Consider the following 21,350-nt stretch of genomic DNA (forward strand, 5'->3'; position numbering starts at 1 on the left):
CGTCTATTTCCAAATATTCAATTTTAAAAAATATTTAAAAAATTTTTAGGGTTAACCACGACTTAACTGACTGTATTTATAAAACGGCTAAGGAACAAGGGTTGCCCCAATATTTACATGAATTTGAATGAACAAGAAAGGCTGGCTAAGCTTTTAAAAAAGTATTTAGCAGGCAAGGCTACCCCCGAGGAAGAAAGTTACATTACAGAATGGTACAACCAGTTAAATTTTGAACAGTCTTCTTCTTTTAATAAAGATGAAGACATGGAAAATCAAAAGCTTAACAATTGGATAGAATTAAATTCCCGGATTCAAAAAACAAGTTACCGGGGAGTCAGAAATAAATTTAAATCCACTCAAAAAAAGCGGAGAAAAGCTTTGGCGTGGGTAGGGGCAATGCTGGTTTTCTTTTGTATTGCTTACCAATGGTACACGGTTTCTTATTTAACAGATTTATCTAAAAGCTCATTGGCCTATGTTTCGCAGCAAAATAAAACAACCTCCACCTTAAGAGTAACTTTAAGCGATGGTACTTTGGTTTGGTTGGAGCCGCTCGCCGAAATTAAATATCCTAAAAGATTTAAGGGTGCTAGTCGAAATATTATGTTAAATGGAAAAGCATTTCTGGATGTAGCCCGCGATCCACAGCATCCTTTTCTGGTAAAAGGAGAGGCCGTTGACGTACAGGTTTTAGGAACCAGCTTTGAAGTAGATTTTAATTCGAAAAAGCAAGAAGCTAGCGTTCTAGTACGCTCCGGCGAAGTGGCTGTTACGCCAACAAAGCAAAGTTTACCTGGTTTTTTTAACTTTTTAGAGCCGACGAAAGAAAAAACATACTTGTTGCCCAATGAAAGTTCCCGGTTAAATACTAAATCCAAAAATTTATTAAAAAGTAAATTGGCGGCTGATTACTGGACGAAACAGATCATCAAATCGCAATTAATTTTTAAAGAAACGCCCTTAGCTGAAATAATTACTAAATTGGAAGACCAGCATAAAGTGGCCATCCGGATGCAAAATCCGCAGCTAAAAAGTTGCACCTTAACCGCTTACTTTTACGATCAGCCTTTAGAAGTAAAACTCGAAATGATTTGTAAATCTATCGGGGCTAATTATAAAGCAGATCATGATAAATTTATAATTTTTGGAAACGGATGCAGTTTATAACAAAACAAATAATATTTCTTAAAATCGAAATGCCCTTGATTTAAATAAATACTGCTTCTCCACAATAGGTTAAATGCCCGGGTTTTAACCTATTTCTTTTAGTTGTTTGCCCTAGCATCTGTTAGATGCCTGGAATGTTGTTGCCTTTCCTCTATTGATTTTATCTGAATCAAATATAAAACTTATTCACCTATGGAAATTATACCCTGCAAACAAAGGCTTTGGCTAAAATTTACTTTTTTTTCTGTCTTACTATTGCTACTTGGCAGTAATTCTTACGCTGAAGAAAATAAAGCCAAATCAGCCTTAAACCAACCCATTACGCTAAAATTTCAAAATACCGAGTTAAGTGTAGTATTAAGAGAAATTGAAGACCGCAGCGGAATTCATTTTATTTACAGTACTCAAATGATTGATGCCTCCCGCAAAGTTTCGATAGATGCTTCCGATAGAAAATTAGCCCAGGTGCTAACCGATTTACTTACCCCATTACGGATAGATTTTGAACCGGTGGGCGGTGAGATAGTACTCAAACGGTTTAGAATGAGCCAGGCCATTCCCCTTGCTGATAATAATACCGTTCTGGCTACAAACAAAAAAACGCTACTTGCTTCTACTATTACCGGTAAAATTACCTCGTCAAATGGTGAGCCGTTACCGGGCGTAACAGTTTTAGTAAAAGGAACCACCACTGGTACTGCTTCCGGCGCCGATGGTTCTTATACCATTACCGCACCTGCCGATAATGGTACGCTGGTTTTTTCTTTTATTGGGTATACTACTAAAGAAGTAGCTTTTAGTGGTAGCGCTTCCATTAACGTTACCCTGCTCGATGACACTAAAACTTTAGACGAAGTAGTGGTAACGGCCTTAGGTATTAAGCGCGAAAAGAAAGCTTTAACCTATGCTGTATCGGAAGTAGGAGGTGAAAAATTAACTCAGGCCCGCGAAATTAACGTGGGTAATGCTTTAGCCGGTCGGGTAGCAGGCGTAACTTCTTCAGGTACTTCAGGAGGACCGGGCAGTTCGAGCCGCATTGTTATTCGCGGTAATGGGTCTTTAAACGGGGAAAACCAGCCCTTGTACGTGGTAAACGGTATGCCTATTACCAATAACAATCAAGGTTCGGCGGGTACTTTTGGCGGCGTAGACCGAGGCGATGGTTTAGCTAGCATCAACCCCGACGATATTGAAAGTATTTCGGTGTTAAAAGGAGGTACGGCGGCCGCTTTGTACGGTGCCCGGGCAGCTAACGGGGTAATTTTAATTACTACTAAATCGGGTAAAGCGCAAAAAGGCATTGGGGTAGAATACAACACCAATTATACCTTGCAGCAAGCCATAAATTTACTCGACTGGCAATATGAATATGGTTCTGGTTCGTTGGGAGCAGCACCTACTACCGAGGCGCAAGCCATTGCCAATGGCCGCATGTCGTGGGGAGCCCGCTTAGATGGTTCGCCGGTTGTCCAGCCGGATGGTCAAACCCGGCCTTACTCGGCGCAAAAAAATAATTTTAAAAATTTCTACCAAACCGGTACTAACTTCGTGAATACCCTGGCTTTAACCGGCGGTAATGAACTTGCCCGCTTCCGGTTCTCGGCCTCCAACCTGGATAACAAAGCCATTGTGCCGCATAACACTATGAACATTAAAACCTTTAACCTAAGTGCCAGCGCTACCCTGGCTAAGAAAATAGTGTTCGAAGGAAATGCCCAGTACAACATTGAAAATGTAAAAAACCGCACCTATTTAGCCGATTTTCAGCAAAACCCTAATACCGGAGCTCAATTACTGGCCACCAATATTCCCATTGAATCTTTATCGCCGGGTTACTTACCTAACGGAAATGAGTTTAAATGGAGCGATTACGAATATGCTACTAATCCTTACTTTGCCATTAACAAAGTACAAAACGGCGACACTAAAAAACGCTTTATCGGTTCTTTTAATACTACTTACAACATTACCGATGCGCTTTACGTGCGGGCCCGCTTTGGAATAGATCAGGTAAACTTCGATGGTTACGCTATTCAACCTACCGGACTTGCCTTTAACCAGCCCGGCTCCATGACTACCGACCAAAGTGTACAATCTGAAACTAACCTGGAAGGTACCATTGGCTATCGCAAAGATATAGGCGCTTTTTCGATTAATGTTTTTGCCGGCGGTAACCAAATGCGCAACACCTTTGATGGGGTTAGCCTTTCCAGCGGTCAGTTTAACCGACCTTACCAATACTTTATCGCGAATGGTAGAAGCCAGAATTTTGGTATCAACTATAGTGAGTTAGGAATTAATTCTTTGTTCGCCTCGGCGGATATTGATTTTAATAATTACTTATATCTCACCTTAACTGGTCGTAACGATTGGTTCTCTACTTTAGATCCTGAAAATAACAGCTTGTTCTACCCATCGGTAGGTTTAAGTTTTGTAGCATCCGATGCCTGGGCTACAAAACCGGGCTGGCTGGATTATGCTAAAATCCGGACTTCCTGGGCGCAAGTAGGGGGTGGCGCACCTAATGCCTACGCTATTACCCAAACTTTTTCGGCGCAGTCGCAGCAGCATTTAGGGCAAACTTTAATGAACGTGACCAGTGCCACTTTGCCTACTTTATTAACTCCTTATACCTCTACTACCACTGAGCTAGGTATTGAGACCAAAGTTTTAAATAATCGCTTAGGAATAGATGTAACTCTTTATGACCGCACTACCACCAACGATATTGTGAATGCTACCTTGCCGCAATCCAGTGGCTATACGGCAGTAGCTTTAAACGTGGGTAAAATGAAAAACCGGGGCATTGAGTTAATGTTAAGTGGTTCTCCGATTGCCAGCGAAAGCGGTTTATCCTGGAATATGGCTTTAAATACGGCTTATAATAAGAATGAAGTAATTAGTATTGCGCCTGAATTAGGGTTAACCAGCTTGCGCTTACCCGGTGCTACTACCCGTACCGAAAACGGTTGGATTACCCACTACCAGGGACAGCCTTTCGGCCAGATTGCCGGTAGTACCTATTCCCGCGATGCCAACGGCCAGATAATTTACAACAGCTCCAATGGTATACCTATTGCCAGCTCAGTTGTACCTCTAGGAAAAGGAGTGCCACCTTTAGCCTTAGGTTTAAATAACGATTTCAGCTTTAAAAACTTCAACTTAAGCTTTTTGCTCGATAGCCGTTGGGGCGGCAGTATTTATTCAGCTACCAGCGCCTATGGTACCCAGTTTGGTTTAGATAAACGGACCGTTGAAAATAATGTAAGAGAAAACGGCGTAACCGTAACCGGAGTAAACGAAAAAGGCGAAGCCTTCACCAAAAACGTACCGGCCGAAACGTATTACAAAGGCATCTGGAACACTATAACCAGTGAGTTTGTTGAAAAAGCCGATTTTATAAAGCTTCGTTCATTTAACATTGGCTACACCTTGCCTTCTAAACTATTGGCCAAAACTCCTTTCCAATCGGCTAATATTTCCTTTGTGGGCCGAAACCTGCTTATTCTGTACCGCACTACTAAAAACATCGATCCCGAATCAAATTACAGCAGCGGCAACGCCCAGGGTTTGGAGAATTTTGGTTTGCCTTCTACCCGCACTTATGGCTTTAATTTGAGCGTGCGATTATAAATACAGATAAAGGTAAAAGTGTTTAATCCTAAAAGAATTAGAATAAGATGAATAATATAAAACGTAAAATAGCTGCCTTTACATTCCGGACCGGCTTTTTAGCAGTTTTCATTTTAACCTCCTGCGATAAAGGTTTTGAAGAAATGAACATTAACCCAAACTCCTTTACTGAGCCGTCTATTGAGCCTTTGTTTACTAATAGTATTATCCGCACCGTAGGAACCGGTACCGCCGACCGAAACCGGACTAATATTAAATATGCGTCGGGCATTATGCAGTATCATGCCACGCTGCAAAACTTCTGGTACGGCGAAAAAGGCATTGTAAACGCTCAAACGGGTAATTTCTTCGAAACGGTTTATACTTCGCATTTGCGGGAGTTAATGATTGTAATCCGGGAAACAGAAGCCAATCCGGAATTAGTAAATCAAAATGCCATTGCTAAAATCTGGAAAGTGTATGCCTTGCACCGGGTCACCGATGCGTACGGCGATGTACCTTATAAACAAGCCGCAGGTGCTCCCGAAGGAATTTACAAACCTGCTTACGATAAACAATCGGAGATTTACCCTTGGATGCTGCAAGATCTGGAAGCGGCTTTAAACCAGATGGATCCGGCAAAAGCTTCTTTTGGAGCCGCCGATGTTATTTATTCCGGCAGTGTTCCGAAGTGGAAAGCGTTTGGCTATTCTTTAATGTTGCGTTTGGCAATGCGCTTAACTAAAGTAGATCCCACTCTGGCGCAAACCTGGGCGCAGAAAGCCATTGCCGGGGGCGTGATGCAAAGCAATGCTGATTTAGCCAAACTGGCGCATATTTCAGCTAATGAAAATACCTGGAACTGGGATGCCCGCGAATTAAAAAGAGAAAGCTTACCCGAAGGAAACCAAGGCTTAGGCTTAGTAAAAATGGGTAAAACCTTCCTGGATTTGCTGCAAGCCAATCAAGATCCCCGCATTCCGTTTTACATGACTTTGTGGGAAGGCAATATCGATGCAAAACAAGGGCAGGTAATTTCGCAAACTACTACAACTGAACTGCAAAAGGCCTTACCCAACGGCTACGACCCGAATACCATTGGTACCGTAATACCTGGCTGGAAAAACGAGTTATTGCGCGAGTATTCTGAACCTAATACGGCTACCGTGGCTAATTTTTCCGCCCCAACTATAATTCTGAGTTACTCGGAAGTAGAATTTTTATTGGCCGAAGCCGCTTTGCGCGGCTGGGAAACCGGGGTACCACAAGAACATTATCATAAGGCCATTCGGGCCAATATGGAGTCGTCAACTTTATATCCGAACAGCGGCGTAGCCAACGTTGCCATTACTCCCGAAGAAATTGATACCTACATTGCCTCGCATCCTTTAACCGGCAGCATGGAAGAAATGATGACGCAAATTCATACGCAGTTTTATTTGGCGCATTACATGTACCTGGACTTTTTTGAAGCCTGGTCGAACTGGCGCCGTACTGGTGTTCCGGCCTTGCAGCCTATTAACTATGCCTTGAATGCCACCGGTGGTACTCCGCTTAGACGCCTGATGTATTCTTTCGAAGAGAAATCGTTAAATGCCGCCAGCGTAGAAAATGCTATTAAAAACCAAGGACCAGATTTATATACCACCCGGGTTTGGTGGGATAAAGAATAAGGCAGTTGAAAGGCCATCCATACAGTGGATGGCCTTTCCCTTAGAGTAAAAAATATTCGCTGTTCATCATCAAATTAAAAAAGTAAAAACATGCAAGATAACCGCCGAAATTTTATTAAGAAAAGTGCCTCTTTAGCTGCTGCCTTGTCAATAGGTGGAACTACGTCAGCTATGGCTAACCATTTGATCTCTAAAGAAAAACCAAATAAACTTAAAGCCTTTGCCCGGGATGCAGGTTTAAAATTTGCCTTGGCTATGAGCCCCGATTCTCCGCGCGTACCTTTTGCCAAGCAAATAGATGTACGGCACGCTGTTTCCGGAATAATAAAAACAGCTAATCTTAAACCCTGGGAACCGGAAGCCATTAAAGCTACCAAAGCAGCCTGGGATAAAGAAGGAATAAAATGGACTGTGGTAGAAGGGCCACCATCCTTGGGTGAGCAAACCAAATTAGCATTATCAGGGCGGGATGAAGAAATAGCCAACTTCATCACCTTTATGAAAAACCTGAAGCAATACGGCGGCGTGGATGTGATTTGCTACAACTGGATGCCGGTAATTAGCTGGGCGCGCACTACCATGGACCGGCCGGGCAGGGGAGGTGCTTTGGTAACTTCTTTCGATAACGACGATATTAAAAATAAACCACTTACTAAATACGGTGAGGTTTCGAAAGAAGCTATGTGGAAGAATTTAGAGTATTTCCTGAAAGCCGTTGTGCCTGAGGCCGAGAAAATAGGTATGAATTTGTCGTTGCACCCCGATGATCCACAGGTTCATAGTATTCAGGGCATTTCCCGGATTATGAACACCGTTGAGAATTTCGACCGCATGCTTAAGTTGGTGCCCAGTAAATACAGTGGCCTAACCATGTGCCAGGGTAATTTTTCTTTAATGGGAACCGATATTCCGGCCCTGATTAGAAGATGGGGCAAAGCTGGTAAAATTAATTTTGTGCACTTCCGGAATGTGCAGGATTTAAGTGGCGTTCTGCCCAGTACTAAATTCACCGAAACTTTCCACGACGAAGGCCAGATTGATATGCACGCCGCCATGCAAGCTTATTACGATATTGGCTTTAAAGGTACTATTCGGCCGGACCATGTTCCTACCATGCACGGCGAAGAAAATACCCGCCCCGGCTACATGAATTTAGGTACCTTGTACGCCATCGGCTACATGCGTGGCTTGGCCGAATCTATTGCTAAGGCAAACGCCAAAGCTTAATTTATCTGCTTCATCTGCTTTAATCCAGAGAATACCGGGTGCTTTATCCTGGAGCATTCGGTATTTAACTTTCTTCCATCTTCCACCCAAATTTTGATTAAACATGAAAGATAACCGTCGTGAATTTTTAAAAAAAAGTACTGCTTTAGCTGCTCTTTCCGTTGTCGGTTTAAATGCCTGCAATTCTTCCGGAAATGAGACCTCCGAAAATGCAACCGCTGTTCGTACTGGCGGGGCAAATACCGCTAAAGGTGCCGAATGGCCCATTAAAATAGGAGAAAACATGCCCCGGCTAACCCTTGGCGTTGGGAGCAATGCTTCGGTTGCCGAAATGCGCCAGATTAAACAACTTGGAGTGGATTACGTGCTAATGGGCGGGCCACGCATTCCCTGGACCGTTGAAAGCCTCAGGGAAATTATGGACCGCTTTAAAGCCGAAGGTTTAACGGTGATAAACATGATAATCGGGGAACACCCGCATACCATTTATGGCCGGGAAGGAAGAGATGAGGAAATTAAAAAAATACAAGACTCGTTAGTGGCAGCCGGTCAAGCGGGTTTACCAGTAGTGGAGTATAACTTTTACGCCCACCGGCTCATGGAAGGTTATTACGAAGAAAAAACGCGTGGAGGAGCTGGTAACACCAGTTTTGATTACGAAAAAGGCAAAAATTTACCCACCGATCCAAAACTTGGCACTCCGCAAACCGCCGAAATGCTCTGGAATAATTTAACGTATTTTTTAAAAGCAGTGATTCCGGTAGCTGAAAAAGCGGGCGTTCGGATGGCGCTGCACCCCAACGATCCCCCCATTCCGGTTAGTCATGGCCATGCGCAAATAATGGCTACTTATAAAGATTGGCAGCGCCTGCTTCAAATTGTAGATAGCCCTTCCAACGGTATGACGTACGACTGTGGCGTAACCCGCGAAATGGGCGAAGACCCCGTAGAAGTTCTCCGCTATATGGGTTCGCGCGACCGGATTAATCACATTCACTACCGCAATGTAACCGTAGAAAAGCCCTATGTAAAATACTCCGAAGTTTTCTTTGATGAGGGCCAGGTAAATATGTTTGCGGTAATGCAGGAGATTTTTAAACAAGGGTACAAATTTGGTATTTATCCCGAACATCCGCGCGCCTTGGATTACGATAAAGAGCACCCGGGAGGAATTAAAAATATGTATCCCGGTGGCGGCGGATACGCCGCTCAAGCCTACAATGTAGCTTATACCAAAGCCATGATGCAAGCCGTGGTTTCGTTAAAAGAAACCGGAGTAAATGTTTGATTTTAAGAAAAGAAGGAGGTTGATTAATTTCCCGTTTTTTTGTAAAATGCGGGATTAACAAATGAAAATTGTAGAATTTGAATCCTTATTGCACAAAATCTATCAGCCAGATTTCTTTTCACTATTTTCCCGGTTAACAAACGCCTCATACTTATTCAAATAATCATTTTAAATTAAATTTAGTAATGAAAGACAATCGTCGGGACTTTATAAAAAAAAGTGCCTCCCTGGCAGCCGCTTTATCTTTGGGAGGAATAAACCCTGTTACTTCCCAAGCTCTGACCTCTGCTAAAAAAGCAAATTCCGCTTTAAAATCTATGGTAAAAGATGCGGGTATGGAAATGAGTACGGCCTATTTTGCTGGGATTGACGCCAATAAACAATTAATAGAATTGGCGAAACAAATGGATGCTTTAGGCGCAGTTGCCGGTATTGATACCCGCATTACTGGATTAACCGATGTAAAACCCTGGGAGTATAAGGCTATTGCCGGCGTAAAAGAAGCCTGGAAAAAAGTAGGTTTAAATTATAACGTGGTAGAAGGCCCGCCTTCACTCGGAGAAAAAACTAAATTAGGCTTGGAAGGCCGCGATGAAGAAATTTCTAACTTCATCACCTTCATGAAAAATTTAAAAAAAGCTGGCGTAGATGTAATTTGCTACAACTGGATGCCGGTAATTAGCTGGGCCCGTACACAAATGGACCGGCCGGCCCGCGGTGGTGCTTTGGTAACTGCCTTTGATTACAACGATATTAAAAATAAACCACTTACTAAATACGGCGAAGTAACCAAAGAAACCATGTGGAAGAATCTGGAATACTTCCTGAAAGCCGTGGTACCCGAAGCCGAAAAAATTGAAATGAAACTAGCCTTGCACCCCGATGATCCGCAGGTGCATAGCATCCAGGGAATTTCCCGGATTATGAATACCGTGGAAAACTTTGACCGTATGTTAAAAATTATGCCGAGCGATTTTAATGGTATAACAATGTGCCAAGGAAATTTTGCTTTAATGGGTAAAGATATTCCTTCTTTAATTAGACGGTGGGGTAAAGCCGGTAAGATTCACTTTGTGCATTTCCGGAATGTGCAGGATTTAAGTGGGGTGTTGCCCAGCACCAAATTCACCGAAACTTTCCACGACGAAGGCCAGATTGATATGTACGAAGCGATGAAAGCTTATTACGAAATTAATTTTAAAGGTGCTATTCGGCCAGACCACGTTCCGACCATGGCCGGTGAAGAAAATACCCGACCGGGCTATATGACCTTAGGAAACCTGTTTGCCATTGGTTACATGCGCGGATTAATGGAAGCCGTAAGCAAAAACGCGAGAAAATCGTAACTATAATGGGGAGTTTTTTCAGGAAAAAATCAATGACGCATTATACCTGTATAGAGGTAGTTGAATCGATTAGATTTGCCTAAAAAGCTCTCTGGTAATTTTTAAAGACCGGTAGTATTTTAAATTTTAAAGAAATTTAACTTATTTAAGTCCTACATTTTTTAATTTAAAAGTTAAACATGAAAAAAAGTTTTTATTTACTCTTTACCTTTTTAGTAATTTCATTTAGTGTACAAGCCCAGTCTAAAAACGAAAAAGCCGTTGCCGAAGCTGTTGCTAACCTGAGAAAGGGAATGCTGGACGGGGATAAAGATTTATTAGACCAGGTTACTTCCGCTAATTTATCTTATGGTCACTCCAACGGTAAATTAGAAGATAAAGCTACTTTTATTCAGGTGTTGGCTAGTGGGGAAAATGATTTTGTGACCATGGATGTAACAGATCAAACCATTAAACTCCTGAACAAAAATACTGCGATTGTGCGGCATAATTTTTCCGCTCAAACCAACAATGGCGGTACTCCTGGTAGTACCAAATTAGGCGTATTATTAGTTTGGCAAAAAGAGCAAGGTAAATGGAAGTTAGTTGCCCGTCAAGCTTTTAAACTGGTTTAGTTTTATAAGCTATAATCTGTTTATCTGTGGAGACTTTTCAAGTCACCATTCAGCGGAGCTATCTTACTTTAACCGTAACCAGTTTGCCTCATGGCCGGCGGGCTTCTTTTGACTCTTTCGCGCTCGCTATCTTTCCTTTCCTCGACTGCGTCCGCGAAATGCTACGCACCGGAAGCCTAGCAGGTGCTCCATAGCCAAACAGTTGAGGTTTCTTGAATTTAAGCTGAAAATCGGAATATACTTTTTGAAAATAAAAAGGCAGGCTATTTTATAAATGCCTGCCTTTTTTGTGGAATTTACTTAAACTAAATTGAAATGGCGATGACATATAAGTTATAATGTTCCAATGGCGCGGAAGTTACTTCCGTGCCTTTCTACACATCTTTATTCAATCACTTAGACCACTAATCAACTTCCCGGTAATTAGGAACTGTCTTTTCTTGATGAGAAAAGCACAAAAGTAATTCTGCAACCATAAAGTGTGATAGTTAGGAGCCATAAGAAAGTAAAGTCGAATGAGGTACTATATATCGTTAAGCACTTCTTTTTAGTTAAGTACTGTTAGAAGGAACTCTAAGCTGCTTTTAAGGAAGGTTAAGAATAAGGTTTATTATAAACCAGAATATACTTGTAAAAAAAGCCCCGTAGTTCCACAACTACAGGGCTTTTTGTTGAGATTTACTTTTTCTGTTTTAAAATTAACTTTTAATAAAGTAGGCAAGCAGATTTAAGGTAAGGCAAAAGCAACGTAAGTTCCGCCTGGTTTTAAGCCGTAGCGGGTGCCACCGGCAGCAATGGCTACGTATTGTTTACCATCTACCATATAGGTAATCGGAGTGGCAAAACCACCAGCGGGTAATTTGTATTCCCATACCACATTGCCGGTCTTTTTGTCGAAAGCGCGGAGTTTTTCGTCGTACGTGGCGGCAATAAAAATAAGACCACCGGCCGTTACAACGGGGCCACCATGGTTCTCAGTACCGGTTGGCGGTATGCCTTTTTTAGATAGCTCTGGATACTCGCCCAGTGGTACCCGCCATAAATACTCGCCGGTATTTAAATCAATGGCATTTAAAGTACCCCAAGGTGGTTTAACGGCCGGGTATTTATCCTGGTCGCGGAACTGGGTATAACCATTGTTGAGGAAAGGAGGTACGTACGGAAATCCTGAATTATCATTGGCAGTAGCAGAAGGCCCTTGGTTGTGAAAATCAGTGCTGGCTGAGGCACCGGCAGTTGGTGTGGTTTTCGCCTCAGTATTTAACAAGAAATTAATAATAGCTTCCCGATCTTCTTCCGGAATATGCTGGAAAGAAGGCATCCGACCCCGGCCAGTCCGGATTGTGGCAGCAATCTGTTCTTTGGTTAAGCGCTTACCTACATCGGTTAAAACAGGATAAGCCTGGGCTTGATCTCCACCGCCGCTGCCTTTTCCATCTACGCCATGGCATACCGCACAAGTACTGTTAAATAAAGATTTTCCTTTCGAAACCACGCCTTTGTTTTGGTCGCGCATATCACGCATTTTCAGCCACCATAGCATTTCGTTGGAGTTCTGGTATAAAATACCATTCGGGTCGGCGGCATTCCCTCCCCATTCGGCACCTCCCCCAAATCCAAAAAACAAGGTGCCTTCTATGCTGGGCGGCATGTATTTGCTACCGTGCAGGCTGTTTTTAAATCTGTCTGAAACGTAAGCGTGCGCTTCCGGAGTACGATCAGTAATATCGGCTTCGGTTAATTCTTGCCTAGCAAATGGAGCAGGTTTAGTAGGTATAGGTTGCGTAGGCCAGGGATGTTCGCCGGGTAAAGCTGGTGAAGTAGGTACGGGTACTTCCTTAACCGGAAATAGAGGTGTACCGGTATCCCGATCAAAAACAAAAATTAATCCGTCTTTAGTAGCTTGTACCACCGCATCTACTAATTTACCATTATGTTTTACCGTCATTAAATTAGGTGGGCAGGGCAGGTCGCGGTCCCAGAGGTCGTGGTGCTGCGTTTGAAAGTGCCATACTCGTTTGCCGGTTTCGGCGTTTAACGCCAGCACCGAATTAGCAAATAAGTTTTCTCCTTTCCGGGCTCCACCATAAAAATCTACCGCCGCCGAACCAGTTCCGGTATACACAATTCCCCGTTTCTCGTCTACTACTAAGCCGCTCCAAGCATTGGCGCCGCCCATATTTTTGTAAGCGTCTTTAGGCCAGGTTTCGTAACCGTACTCACCCGGACGAGGAATAGTATGAAACACCCATTCGAGTTTACCCGATCGAATGTTAAAAGACCGAATATAACCAGGAGCCGCATCGCCGTATTCCGATACCCGGGAACCTACAATTAAAAAATCTTTATACACCACGCCCGGTGTAGTCATATCCACCGAAAGTTTGGTTACATCGTGGCCAAAAACTTCCCTATCGCCTAAGCCTTCGTGCAAGTCTACTTCGCCGTTGGTGCCAAAACCGGGTACTTTTTCGCCCGTTAAAGCATTGATAGCATACAGCGAAGATCCTACGGAATAAAGAATTCGTTTATCATCACCGTCTTCCCAGTACGCAACCCCCCGGATGGCATGGAACCTTGGCTTTTTACTGGGATCGGAGAAGGGATTAAACTGCCAGATTTGTTCACCAGTATTGGCTCTTACGGCAAAAAGCTTCATACGAGGAGTAGTGCCGTACAAAATGCCATTTACCACAATGGGCTGACATTGAATATCTATACCTCGTTCTTTGGGATTATTGTTATCCCCGGTATCGTAGGACCAGGCCAATTTTAAATTCTGGACGTTGCTGGTGTTAATTTGCGTTAAGGGCGAGTACCGGTTTCCTGCTTTGTTGCCACCATAGGAAGTCCAGTCTTCGTTTTTTATAGTTGATTTGGAACCAGTTTCCCGACCAGATTGGACACAGCTTCCCAATAGCAGTAGGCCTACTGTCAAGGATTTTAAAGGGTAATTCATTTATTAGTAAGCAGATTTGAGAAATATTAGTAAATTATTTTGCTGAGGCTGTTTTAGGAAAAGTATAAAAATCATAAAAGATTTTCCAGGTAGTTTCTTTTCCGGGTTCGGCCTGTATTTTAATGTAAGGTTCGGGACAAGACGTAGTAGCACACGCCCAATACACTATTTTTTCTAAAAGCTGATCGCTGGTAATGCGTACACCGGCGCCAGTTTCGCGGTTTTCAATTTTAAAATCGTAATCCTTCACGTTGGCCGAAAAACCTTGTAAACCACTGCTAAACACACTTTCGCCTTTGTTTAAAGCCCGGGTATAGGTAATTTTATTATTACTTGCCATTACCACATCGCCGAAGCCTTTTCCGGTAGCCTGCACATTAAAAGGAAATTTAATTTCAATAGCCGGACCTGTAGGTTGTTTGTCGATGGTAAAGAAATTATGATTGTAAACGCTGGTAGAGATGGCTTTTTTACCGGTGTTTTTAAGGCTGTGTTCTAATACAAGTTGAGGTTTACCTTTTACCAGTCGCACTACTTTGCGGTAGATATAAGAATAACCGGCTGCATCTTTTAATTCGTGCGTAAATTCTACCCGATCCGATTTCGTTTTTACTGTCCATTTTCCCGGATCCACGATGTCGTAGTATTTGGCAAAGGAATATTTAGTGTCATCAGGTTTACGCAAGGTACCTACTCCAATTTTAAGAAAAGTGTCGCCTGTTTTGGCTTCGTCGTAACCTAAAACGGTAAACTCTTCAACTGGGCCAGTGGCAGACTCATGCACTTTAGGGTCGTAATTTTCAAACCATTGACCAAAGTATTGATGGCCTTGATACTCCAAACTGGGAATAAGTCCGGACCAGTCGAAACGGGTTCCCCGGTAATATCCTTGCTGGGCATCTGGTAGGTACAGTTTGGCTTTAATGGATTCGTTTTTGATTTCAGCTTCCGGAAAATCGGCCACCAACACAAAACTGGTTAATCCTATAAATACCCAAAAAATAAAGATTAATCTCTTCATGAAGTTAATTTAAGTTTTAAGCAATATTAAATTTACTAAAATTACTGCGGACTTTAATGCTTTTAGGCTTAGGTTCTTGTAGAAAGTACAAAAAGTTTTATTTTAACCAGCTTTTCCTTACCTAACAGGGTTAACATTTACTTTTTTTTCTAACATTCCTTCTAAAAGCCTGGTTCTATTTATTTTAGAAAACCCAAGCTCAAATACAAGTAGTAAAAAACGATTTTGTGCAGTTTTCTAGCATTGAACCAATAGTTAAAGCTTGCCCGGCGTTTTAAACTTTTTAGAAGCATCATCGATTACTAGCACCCAATCTTTTCCTTCGGAAGGCGGAGTAAAAGTTTGTTTATCATTTGCTTGGATCGTTTTTCCGGCGGTGGCTTTTCCGGTGCTTGGGTTATACCACCAAATGTTTTTAGTTTTACCGGTAATACGAGATACATCAACCGTTACGGGTTTGTTCTGCGGTAAATACACTAGGGCGTAAGCGCCTTTTTCGTCGCGGGTGGCGGTGACTACATCTACGTAGGTGCTGCCTTTATCCGAAATAACCAGGCTTTGGTCGGCTACGCGGGTAAAATATGGCCGCGACAACATCAGATTTTTTAAAAATTGCATTTGCCTAGCCGCCGGTGCTTTGGTAGCTTGTTGCCAGGTTACTAAGGTGTCGCCGAGGTTAATGGTTTTATACAGCTTGGGGTTCACAAATTGCCAGATGCTGTGGTGACCGTAGGTAACGCCGCAAGCGCCGGCAAAAATGCCGCGGTAAATGCGGGCGCGCACATCGTAAGCCGTAAAGTAACCACGGCTTTGCCGCGTCCATTTGCCATCCCAAGGGTTTACCGGGTGTTCTTCGTAGCACGGCTCCATGTCTAAGGTCGGTTTTTTAGGTGTAAGCGCTAAATCGCGGGTAACGTAAACCCAGGCTTCGGCTTCACGGGAACCGTGGCCCGACTGGAACGAATTCATGTCGAGCCAATCTTCCTGATGAATTTGCTGCGAGGTAGAGTTGGGGCCACCCCCCGGATGGTAGGTGATGAAAGCTTCTTTGCCCAATACACTTTCAATACCTTTGGCCATAGCCCGCCACACGGGTACCTGGTCGTATTCTTTCATTTGGCCTTCCCGGTCTGATTTGTATTTGGCTGGACGGTCGCCGCCCATAATCCAGATAATATTCCATTGATTTTTATAACGGTTTGCCAGCGTAGTGCCGTAAACTTGCGCGTTTTCCGGATTAAAGATTACCGGGCCATCGCCCCATTTGGGCGTTACTTTGTCGCCCCAGGTGGGTAACAAACCAATATACATGCCTTTTTCGGCCGCTTTTTTTATTACAAAATCTACATTATCCCAATAATCGTATTGGTCGGCATTGTTCGGGTCGTTGCCCGGTGTTATGGCTAGTTTAGTAGGGTCGTCGTTTAGTAAAGGGGTATCGCCGTAGCGATTAGGTTCCCGTATGCCGTTAAACTCGGCTAATGCCACGGCTTGGATTACGTTAAAACCTTGTTGTTTCCGGATTTCTAATAATTGTTCGGCTTCTTCCCGGGTGAGCCGATGAAATAATTCCCAATCGGTATCGCCTAACCAAAAGAAAGGTTTACCATCCCGGGTAATTAAATATTGATTATTCGGGCTTACTTTTATTTGTGCCTGAATGGCGCTGGAAATTAAACAGCTTATAAAAGCAAGGGAAAAAAGCTTTTGCTTCATAATAAGAAGTAGAAGTGAAAATTAGTAAAACATAGCTACCTAACCAGGTATAAACCCAGCAAGATAACTATGTTTTTTAAAAATTAGCGACTAACCTAGAAATTACTTTAAGTTAGGATTAACCGAAGTTTCGGAGAATGGCAGCGGGAAGGCATAATCTTCCTTGGCGATGCCACCAATGGGTTGCAAATCGTTGGGATGTTTGTTGGCGTTCACCGTTTCTACCATTTCCAAGCGCACTAAGTCAAACCAACGGGTTCTTTCGGCGGCAAATTCCCAGGCACGTTCCTGAACTACTGCCGCGGCAAACTCCTCACCGGATAAGCCTTGTAAAGGTTGTAGACCGGCCCGGGTACGAATGGCGTTGATAGAGGTGTAAGCCAGTTCGTCCGGTGAACCAGTGGCGCGGGCTTGCGCCTCCGCGTAAATGGTTAACACGTGGGCGTAGCGCATCATGGATTCCGGTACCGATGAAGCCCAGTTTTTCACTTCGCCTTTTATGTAGTACTTCTGGTAGTACGGGTGCTGGGTCTGGCTTTGTTCCCACGAAACAGTAGTACCATCAGCTTTCTTAAAAGTAGTCCGGAAGGTTACGTCTTTGCGGGGGCCGGCCGGAAAGTTGTTGAAGAAGTTGATTTCCGCAAAGAAATCATCCCAACCGGTTTCCTCGCCCGGCATCGCTGACCAGCCGTAATTAGCGTTGGTACTGGAGCCATTGCCCTGGAAAGTAGAAATCTGGAATACTGTTTCGGCGGTTCCGTTTTTAGTAGGATCGTTTTCGAAAACAGCGGCGTAGGTAGGCAATAAATCAAAGCCATAAACTGCTTTATTATCGATTACTTCTTTGGCTTTAGCGGCAGCCAAGGCATATTTTTCGGTTTGCTTTAAAGGATAGCCGGCTTCGGTTAAATATACATCAGCTAAGTAAGCTTTTACGGTGCCTTTATTTGGCCGACCCGGATCGCGCTTGGTATCGGGTACCAGTTTTTCGGCTTCGAGCAAATCCGCTTCGATTAACTTGTATACTTCGGCGGGTGCCGTTTTGCCTATGGTTAACAATTCATTCGAAAATTCGGCCTGGGTAATTAAAGGAATACTGCCGTACAAGCGGGTTAGCCAATAATAGGATACCGCCCGTACAAAGTAAGCTTCGCCCACGATAACATTAATGGTAGCGGCATCGCCGGTGGTGTTTTTGTAGTTGGCAATAACGTTATTAGCTCCTTGTATGGCTTTGTAGCAACCGCTGTATAAAGCCTGGGTTCTTTGGTTCGTGGCCGGTACGTTAAACTGGTCGAACTCCCGAAAATCAGCTTTGTTACTGGCTTTATGCGTGGTTACATCGTCGCCGCCCATGGTAGCGGCAATAGCAGTGGCGTGAATAAAACCAGTTCCCCAGGTATTTGCCCAGCCTTTGTAAGCACCGGTTAAGGCGGCTTCTAAACCTTGCTGCGAACTTAAGGCCTGGGCACCTAATAAAGCTCCATTGGTTTCTTCGTCGAGGTAATCTTTGCAGCCCGTACCGGCAGCTAACAGCACCGCCAGTACTAATATATTTATTTTTTTCATTTCCTTTAAATAGAATACTAGTTAGAAAGATAAGTTAAGACCTACGGTATAGGTTTTAGAGTTAGGATATGCGCCATAGTCGATGCCTTGCGCCGTATCGGTAGAGGCACCCACGTTGCTGGATTCCGGGTCGATGCCTTTGTATTTGGTAAATGTTAACAGGTTTACGCCGCTGGCAAATACTTTAATATTGCCTTTGCCTACCAAAGAAGCCGGCAGATTATAAGCTAAGCTCACGTTCTTTAAGCGTACGTAATTACCATTTTCCATAAAGCGGCTCGATTGGGTAAATACCACGTTGGTGCTGCTAAAGGCCGGAATATCCGAAGTTTCGTTTTGTCCGGGAATGTAACGGTCTTTAATTTCGCTCAAGATGTACTGGCGGGCATCGCCGCTACCCGACATGGCTGCCGCCCGGGTGTAGTTTAACTTATCAATACCAAATACGCCCTGAAAAAATACATTCAACGTCAGTGATTTGTAAGTAAACGTGTTGTTCCAGCCAGCGGTAGTAGTTGGTATCCCTTTCCCGATAATCTGGAAATCGTTGGCGTTAATGGCTCCGTCGTTATTAACGTCTTCGTACCGGGAATCACCAGGATTGGCTTTGTACACTTTAGCTGCCTCGGCTTCATTTGGCTTCCAGGTGCCTAAGTACTTGATGCCCCAGTAAGAACCCAAAGATTGTCCGGGAACCAGCATAAATTCATTGGTAGTAGACATACCAGCACCTACCCCAGTCCCCTGCGGAATGCGTTCGGCAATACCGCCCAAGCTTACCACCTGGTTTTTAACCGTCGACATGTTCAGGTTACTGGTCCAGTTTAAGCCTTCGGATTGCAGAATAGTGGCGCCCAAGGCAAATTCAAAACCTTTATTCTGTACTTCGCCCACGTTAATGGTCTGGGTTCCGCCACCCACGTACGCCGGCAACGATTGATTTAACAGCAGATCGGTGGTGTTTTTAATAAAATAATCGCCTTCAAACGTAATGCGGCCATTCAGGACGCCAACTTCTAACCCAATGTCGGTTTGTTTGGTTGTTTCCCATTTCAGGTTTAAGTTACCAGGGTTGCCTAACTGAATACCACTAATAATACCGTTGTTGTTAAAGGCTACTGGTGCGTTCGGATTATAAGCCGATAAGGTAGCGTATGGATTAATGGCCTGGCTACCGGTCATGCCCCAGCTACCTCTTACTTTTAAGGTGCTAAACAGATTGGTTTTTTTTAAAAAATCTTCTTCGGCTAAATTATAACCAACTGCTAAAGAAGGGAATACGCTGTAGCGGTTACCTTCCGCAAACTTAGAAGAGCCATCGCGGCGTACGGCAGCGGTAAACAGGTATTTATCTTTAAAAGAGTAGTTTACCCGTCCTAAATAAGATAAAAGCGTCCATTTCGTAAAGCCGGAACCTACGTTGTAAGAACCCGCTAATGGTAAATTATAATAACCCAGCGTCGGGAATTTTAGAGTATTACCGGTAGCCGAAAAGCTGTTATCAGTAAATTGCTGGGTTTCAAAAACGGCTACCGCATTAATGTTGTGTACGTCGTTAAAGGTGCGGGTGTACGTGAGCGAGTTGGTGCTTTGTAAGGTGATTTGCTCGTTAGAAGTACGGTTGGCGTTGGGGTTACCCCGGGTGGCATCTACCCCGTTAAAGTATTTACCGTTGGCGGTAACATAATTAACCGCGTATTGTAAATCTAAAGCCAAACCGTTTACCGGCAATTTAAAATTAGCGCCGCCTACAATGTTGGCAATGTTCCGGTCTACGTCAAAATTCCGGTCGTACAGTAAGGCCATGGGGTTGGTAGCTACCGAACCTACCGGATCGGAAGCAATTATTTTCCCGTTGGCATCGTACGGCCTGGTTGTGGGTGACCAGGCCAATGCCTGAACTACCGGGTTGGCGGTGCCACCGGTTAAGCCTGTATTATGGTTCTGAACCCGGCTACCCGATACGTTTAAGCGCAGCGAAATTTTATCGTTTAACTGGGAGTTTACATTCGAGCGGATGATGTATCTTTTATAACCGGTATTTTCAATAATACCGTTTTGGTTCAGGTAGTTCGCGGATAACAGGAAAGTAGTTTTTTCGTTACCACCCGATACGCCTAATTGGTGTTGCTGGCCCCAGGCGCGCCGGAAAACTAAATCCTGCCAATCGGTGCCGCCATTCGCGCGGTATTCATCAATTTGCGCGGGCGTGAAAATAGGAGAAGAACCTAAAGCCGCAGAACGCTGATTGGTAATATCGGCAAAATCAGCGGCTCCCAGAACATCCCATTTTTTAATTACTTCGGAGGTAGATGCCTGGCCTTCGTAGGTTACGTTAAAGCCGCCTTTAGTGCCTTTTTTAGTAGTAATAATCACTACTCCGTTAGCACCCCGGCTACCGTAAATAGAAGTAGAAGCCGCGTCTTTCAGTACCTGAATGGATTCAATGTCGTTGGGGTTCACGCTGGTAAAATCCGCGCCCACAAAACCATCCACTACGTACAAAGGGTCGTTGTTACCCAACACGGAGTTGGCTCCCCGGATACGCACACGGGCTTCGCCACCCGGAGCGCCACCTGCTTGCGTTACCTGTACGCCCGCAGCCCGGCCTTGTAAAACCTGGTCGATGCGGGTAACGGGTTGCTGGGCAAATTCTTTCGTGGAAATAGAGGTTAAAGCACCGGTTACGTCGGTTTTACGTTGGGTACCGTAACCCACTACCACTACTTCTTCCAGCGATTTGGCGTTGTCTTGCAAAGTTACATTAAACGGACCGGTGCCCGTAATAGCTACTTCCTGCGCCGAATAGCCAATAAAAGAGAAAACTAACGTGCCCGATAAAGAAGGTACCTGTAAGGTAAAATTACCGCTGGCATCCGTGGTAGTACCGGTGCTGGTGCCTTTTAATAATACGGTCACTCCTGGCAGGGCCACACCTTTGGTGTCTTTCACCGAGCCAGTCAGGGTTTCGGCTACTACGTTTTTGGTAGTGGCCGTAGCTACTTTTTCCGGCGTAGCGTTGGCATCCAGGGCTAACGCCAGGACCAAGGCAGGCACTAAAGCCAGGCGCGAAAACAAAGGTCGGCCTGAGCCTAAATTGTAAGGGATTTTCATAAAGGTTACTTCATTGTTATGGGTGAATTTTTGAATTAAGGTAT

Annotated in this window: 13 protein-coding genes; 8 read left to right on the plus strand and 5 right to left on the minus strand. The window is 43.9% G+C overall.

Going from position 1 to position 21,350, the window contains the following annotated elements:
- Positions 1 to 117 precede the first annotated feature (117 nt).
- The 8 genes from HUW48_RS09485 (at position 118) to HUW48_RS09520 (ending at position 11,121) form a co-directional block, all read left to right on the plus strand.
- Positions 118 to 1,167, plus strand: a complete 1,050-nt coding sequence (locus HUW48_RS09485) for a FecR family protein (protein ID WP_182415437.1) — start codon at positions 118 to 120, stop codon at positions 1,165 to 1,167.
- Positions 1,168 to 1,359: 192 nt separating this feature from the next.
- Positions 1,360 to 4,800 (plus strand): SusC/RagA family TonB-linked outer membrane protein, encoded by a 3,441-nt coding sequence (locus HUW48_RS09490; RefSeq protein ID WP_182415438.1) that lies wholly within the window; start codon positions 1,360 to 1,362, stop codon positions 4,798 to 4,800.
- 47 nt (positions 4,801 to 4,847) lie between these two features.
- The gene (locus tag HUW48_RS09495) at positions 4,848 to 6,452 is read left to right on the plus strand and encodes a SusD/RagB family nutrient-binding outer membrane lipoprotein (RefSeq protein ID WP_182415439.1); all 1,605 of its coding nucleotides are present in this window, start codon (positions 4,848 to 4,850) and stop codon (positions 6,450 to 6,452) included.
- A gap of 90 nt (positions 6,453 to 6,542) precedes the next feature.
- A complete protein-coding gene (locus HUW48_RS09500) occupies positions 6,543 to 7,679 on the plus strand; it encodes a mannonate dehydratase (protein WP_182415440.1) in 1,137 nt (378 codons plus the stop codon).
- Positions 7,680 to 7,782: 103 nt separating this feature from the next.
- Positions 7,783 to 8,967: a mannonate dehydratase gene (locus HUW48_RS09505; protein WP_220464008.1), complete on the plus strand. Its 1,185-nt coding sequence runs from the start codon at positions 7,783 to 7,785 to the stop codon at positions 8,965 to 8,967.
- 185 nt (positions 8,968 to 9,152) lie between these two features.
- Positions 9,153 to 10,313 carry a mannonate dehydratase gene (locus tag HUW48_RS09510; protein WP_182415441.1) on the plus strand — a complete coding sequence of 387 codons (1,161 nt, stop codon included), beginning with the start codon at positions 9,153 to 9,155 and terminating at the stop codon, positions 10,311 to 10,313.
- Between the two features lie 179 nt (positions 10,314 to 10,492).
- Positions 10,493 to 10,927: a nuclear transport factor 2 family protein gene (locus HUW48_RS09515; protein ID WP_182415442.1), complete on the plus strand. Its 435-nt coding sequence runs from the start codon at positions 10,493 to 10,495 to the stop codon at positions 10,925 to 10,927.
- A gap of 26 nt (positions 10,928 to 10,953) precedes the next feature.
- Complete coding sequence (locus tag HUW48_RS09520; protein ID WP_182415443.1) at positions 10,954 to 11,121, plus strand: hypothetical protein; 168 nt, start codon at positions 10,954 to 10,956, stop codon at positions 11,119 to 11,121.
- A 533-nt stretch (positions 11,122 to 11,654) separates the two neighbouring features.
- Here HUW48_RS09520 and HUW48_RS09525 read toward each other — a convergent pair.
- From HUW48_RS09525 to HUW48_RS09545, 5 genes are all read right to left on the minus strand, one after another.
- Entirely contained in the window at positions 11,655 to 13,886 is a 2,232-nt protein-coding gene (locus HUW48_RS09525; RefSeq protein ID WP_182415444.1) for an outer membrane protein assembly factor BamB family protein, read from the minus strand.
- Between the two features lie 34 nt (positions 13,887 to 13,920).
- Positions 13,921 to 14,907 carry a hypothetical protein gene (locus HUW48_RS09530; protein WP_182415445.1) on the minus strand — a complete coding sequence of 329 codons (987 nt, stop codon included), beginning with the start codon at positions 14,905 to 14,907 and terminating at the stop codon, positions 13,921 to 13,923.
- A gap of 255 nt (positions 14,908 to 15,162) precedes the next feature.
- Complete coding sequence (locus HUW48_RS09535) at positions 15,163 to 16,623, minus strand: glycoside hydrolase family 140 protein (RefSeq protein WP_182415446.1); 1,461 nt, start codon at positions 16,621 to 16,623, stop codon at positions 15,163 to 15,165.
- Positions 16,624 to 16,725: 102 nt separating this feature from the next.
- Entirely contained in the window at positions 16,726 to 18,192 is a 1,467-nt protein-coding gene (locus tag HUW48_RS09540) for a RagB/SusD family nutrient uptake outer membrane protein (protein WP_182415447.1), read from the minus strand.
- Positions 18,193 to 18,213: 21 nt separating this feature from the next.
- Positions 18,214 to 21,306, minus strand: coding sequence for a SusC/RagA family TonB-linked outer membrane protein (locus HUW48_RS09545; protein ID WP_182415448.1), 3,093 nt, complete (start codon positions 21,304 to 21,306; stop codon positions 18,214 to 18,216).
- Positions 21,307 to 21,350 lie beyond the last annotated feature (44 nt).

The sequence above is a fragment of the Adhaeribacter radiodurans genome, from assembly GCF_014075995.1.
In the GTDB taxonomy this organism is placed as follows: Bacteria; Bacteroidota; Bacteroidia; order Cytophagales; family Hymenobacteraceae; genus Adhaeribacter; species Adhaeribacter radiodurans.

Coding starts and splice junctions, on each gene's coding strand:
- HUW48_RS09485 (WP_182415437.1), top strand. CDS start 118: ATGAATTTGAATGAACAAGAAAGGCTGGCTAAGCTTTTAAAAAAGTAT.
- HUW48_RS09490 (WP_182415438.1), top strand. CDS start 1,360: ATGGAAATTATACCCTGCAAACAAAGGCTTTGGCTAAAATTTACTTTT.
- HUW48_RS09495 (WP_182415439.1), top strand. CDS start 4,848: ATGAATAATATAAAACGTAAAATAGCTGCCTTTACATTCCGGACCGGC.
- HUW48_RS09500 (WP_182415440.1), top strand. CDS start 6,543: ATGCAAGATAACCGCCGAAATTTTATTAAGAAAAGTGCCTCTTTAGCT.
- HUW48_RS09505 (WP_220464008.1), top strand. CDS start 7,783: ATGAAAGATAACCGTCGTGAATTTTTAAAAAAAAGTACTGCTTTAGCT.
- HUW48_RS09510 (WP_182415441.1), top strand. CDS start 9,153: ATGAAAGACAATCGTCGGGACTTTATAAAAAAAAGTGCCTCCCTGGCA.
- HUW48_RS09515 (WP_182415442.1), top strand. CDS start 10,493: ATGAAAAAAAGTTTTTATTTACTCTTTACCTTTTTAGTAATTTCATTT.
- HUW48_RS09525 (WP_182415444.1), bottom strand. CDS start 13,886: ATGAATTACCCTTTAAAATCCTTGACAGTAGGCCTACTGCTATTGGGA.
- HUW48_RS09530 (WP_182415445.1), bottom strand. CDS start 14,907: ATGAAGAGATTAATCTTTATTTTTTGGGTATTTATAGGATTAACCAGT.
- HUW48_RS09535 (WP_182415446.1), bottom strand. CDS start 16,623: ATGAAGCAAAAGCTTTTTTCCCTTGCTTTTATAAGCTGTTTAATTTCC.
- HUW48_RS09540 (WP_182415447.1), bottom strand. CDS start 18,192: ATGAAAAAAATAAATATATTAGTACTGGCGGTGCTGTTAGCTGCCGGT.
- HUW48_RS09545 (WP_182415448.1), bottom strand. CDS start 21,306: ATGAAAATCCCTTACAATTTAGGCTCAGGCCGACCTTTGTTTTCGCGC.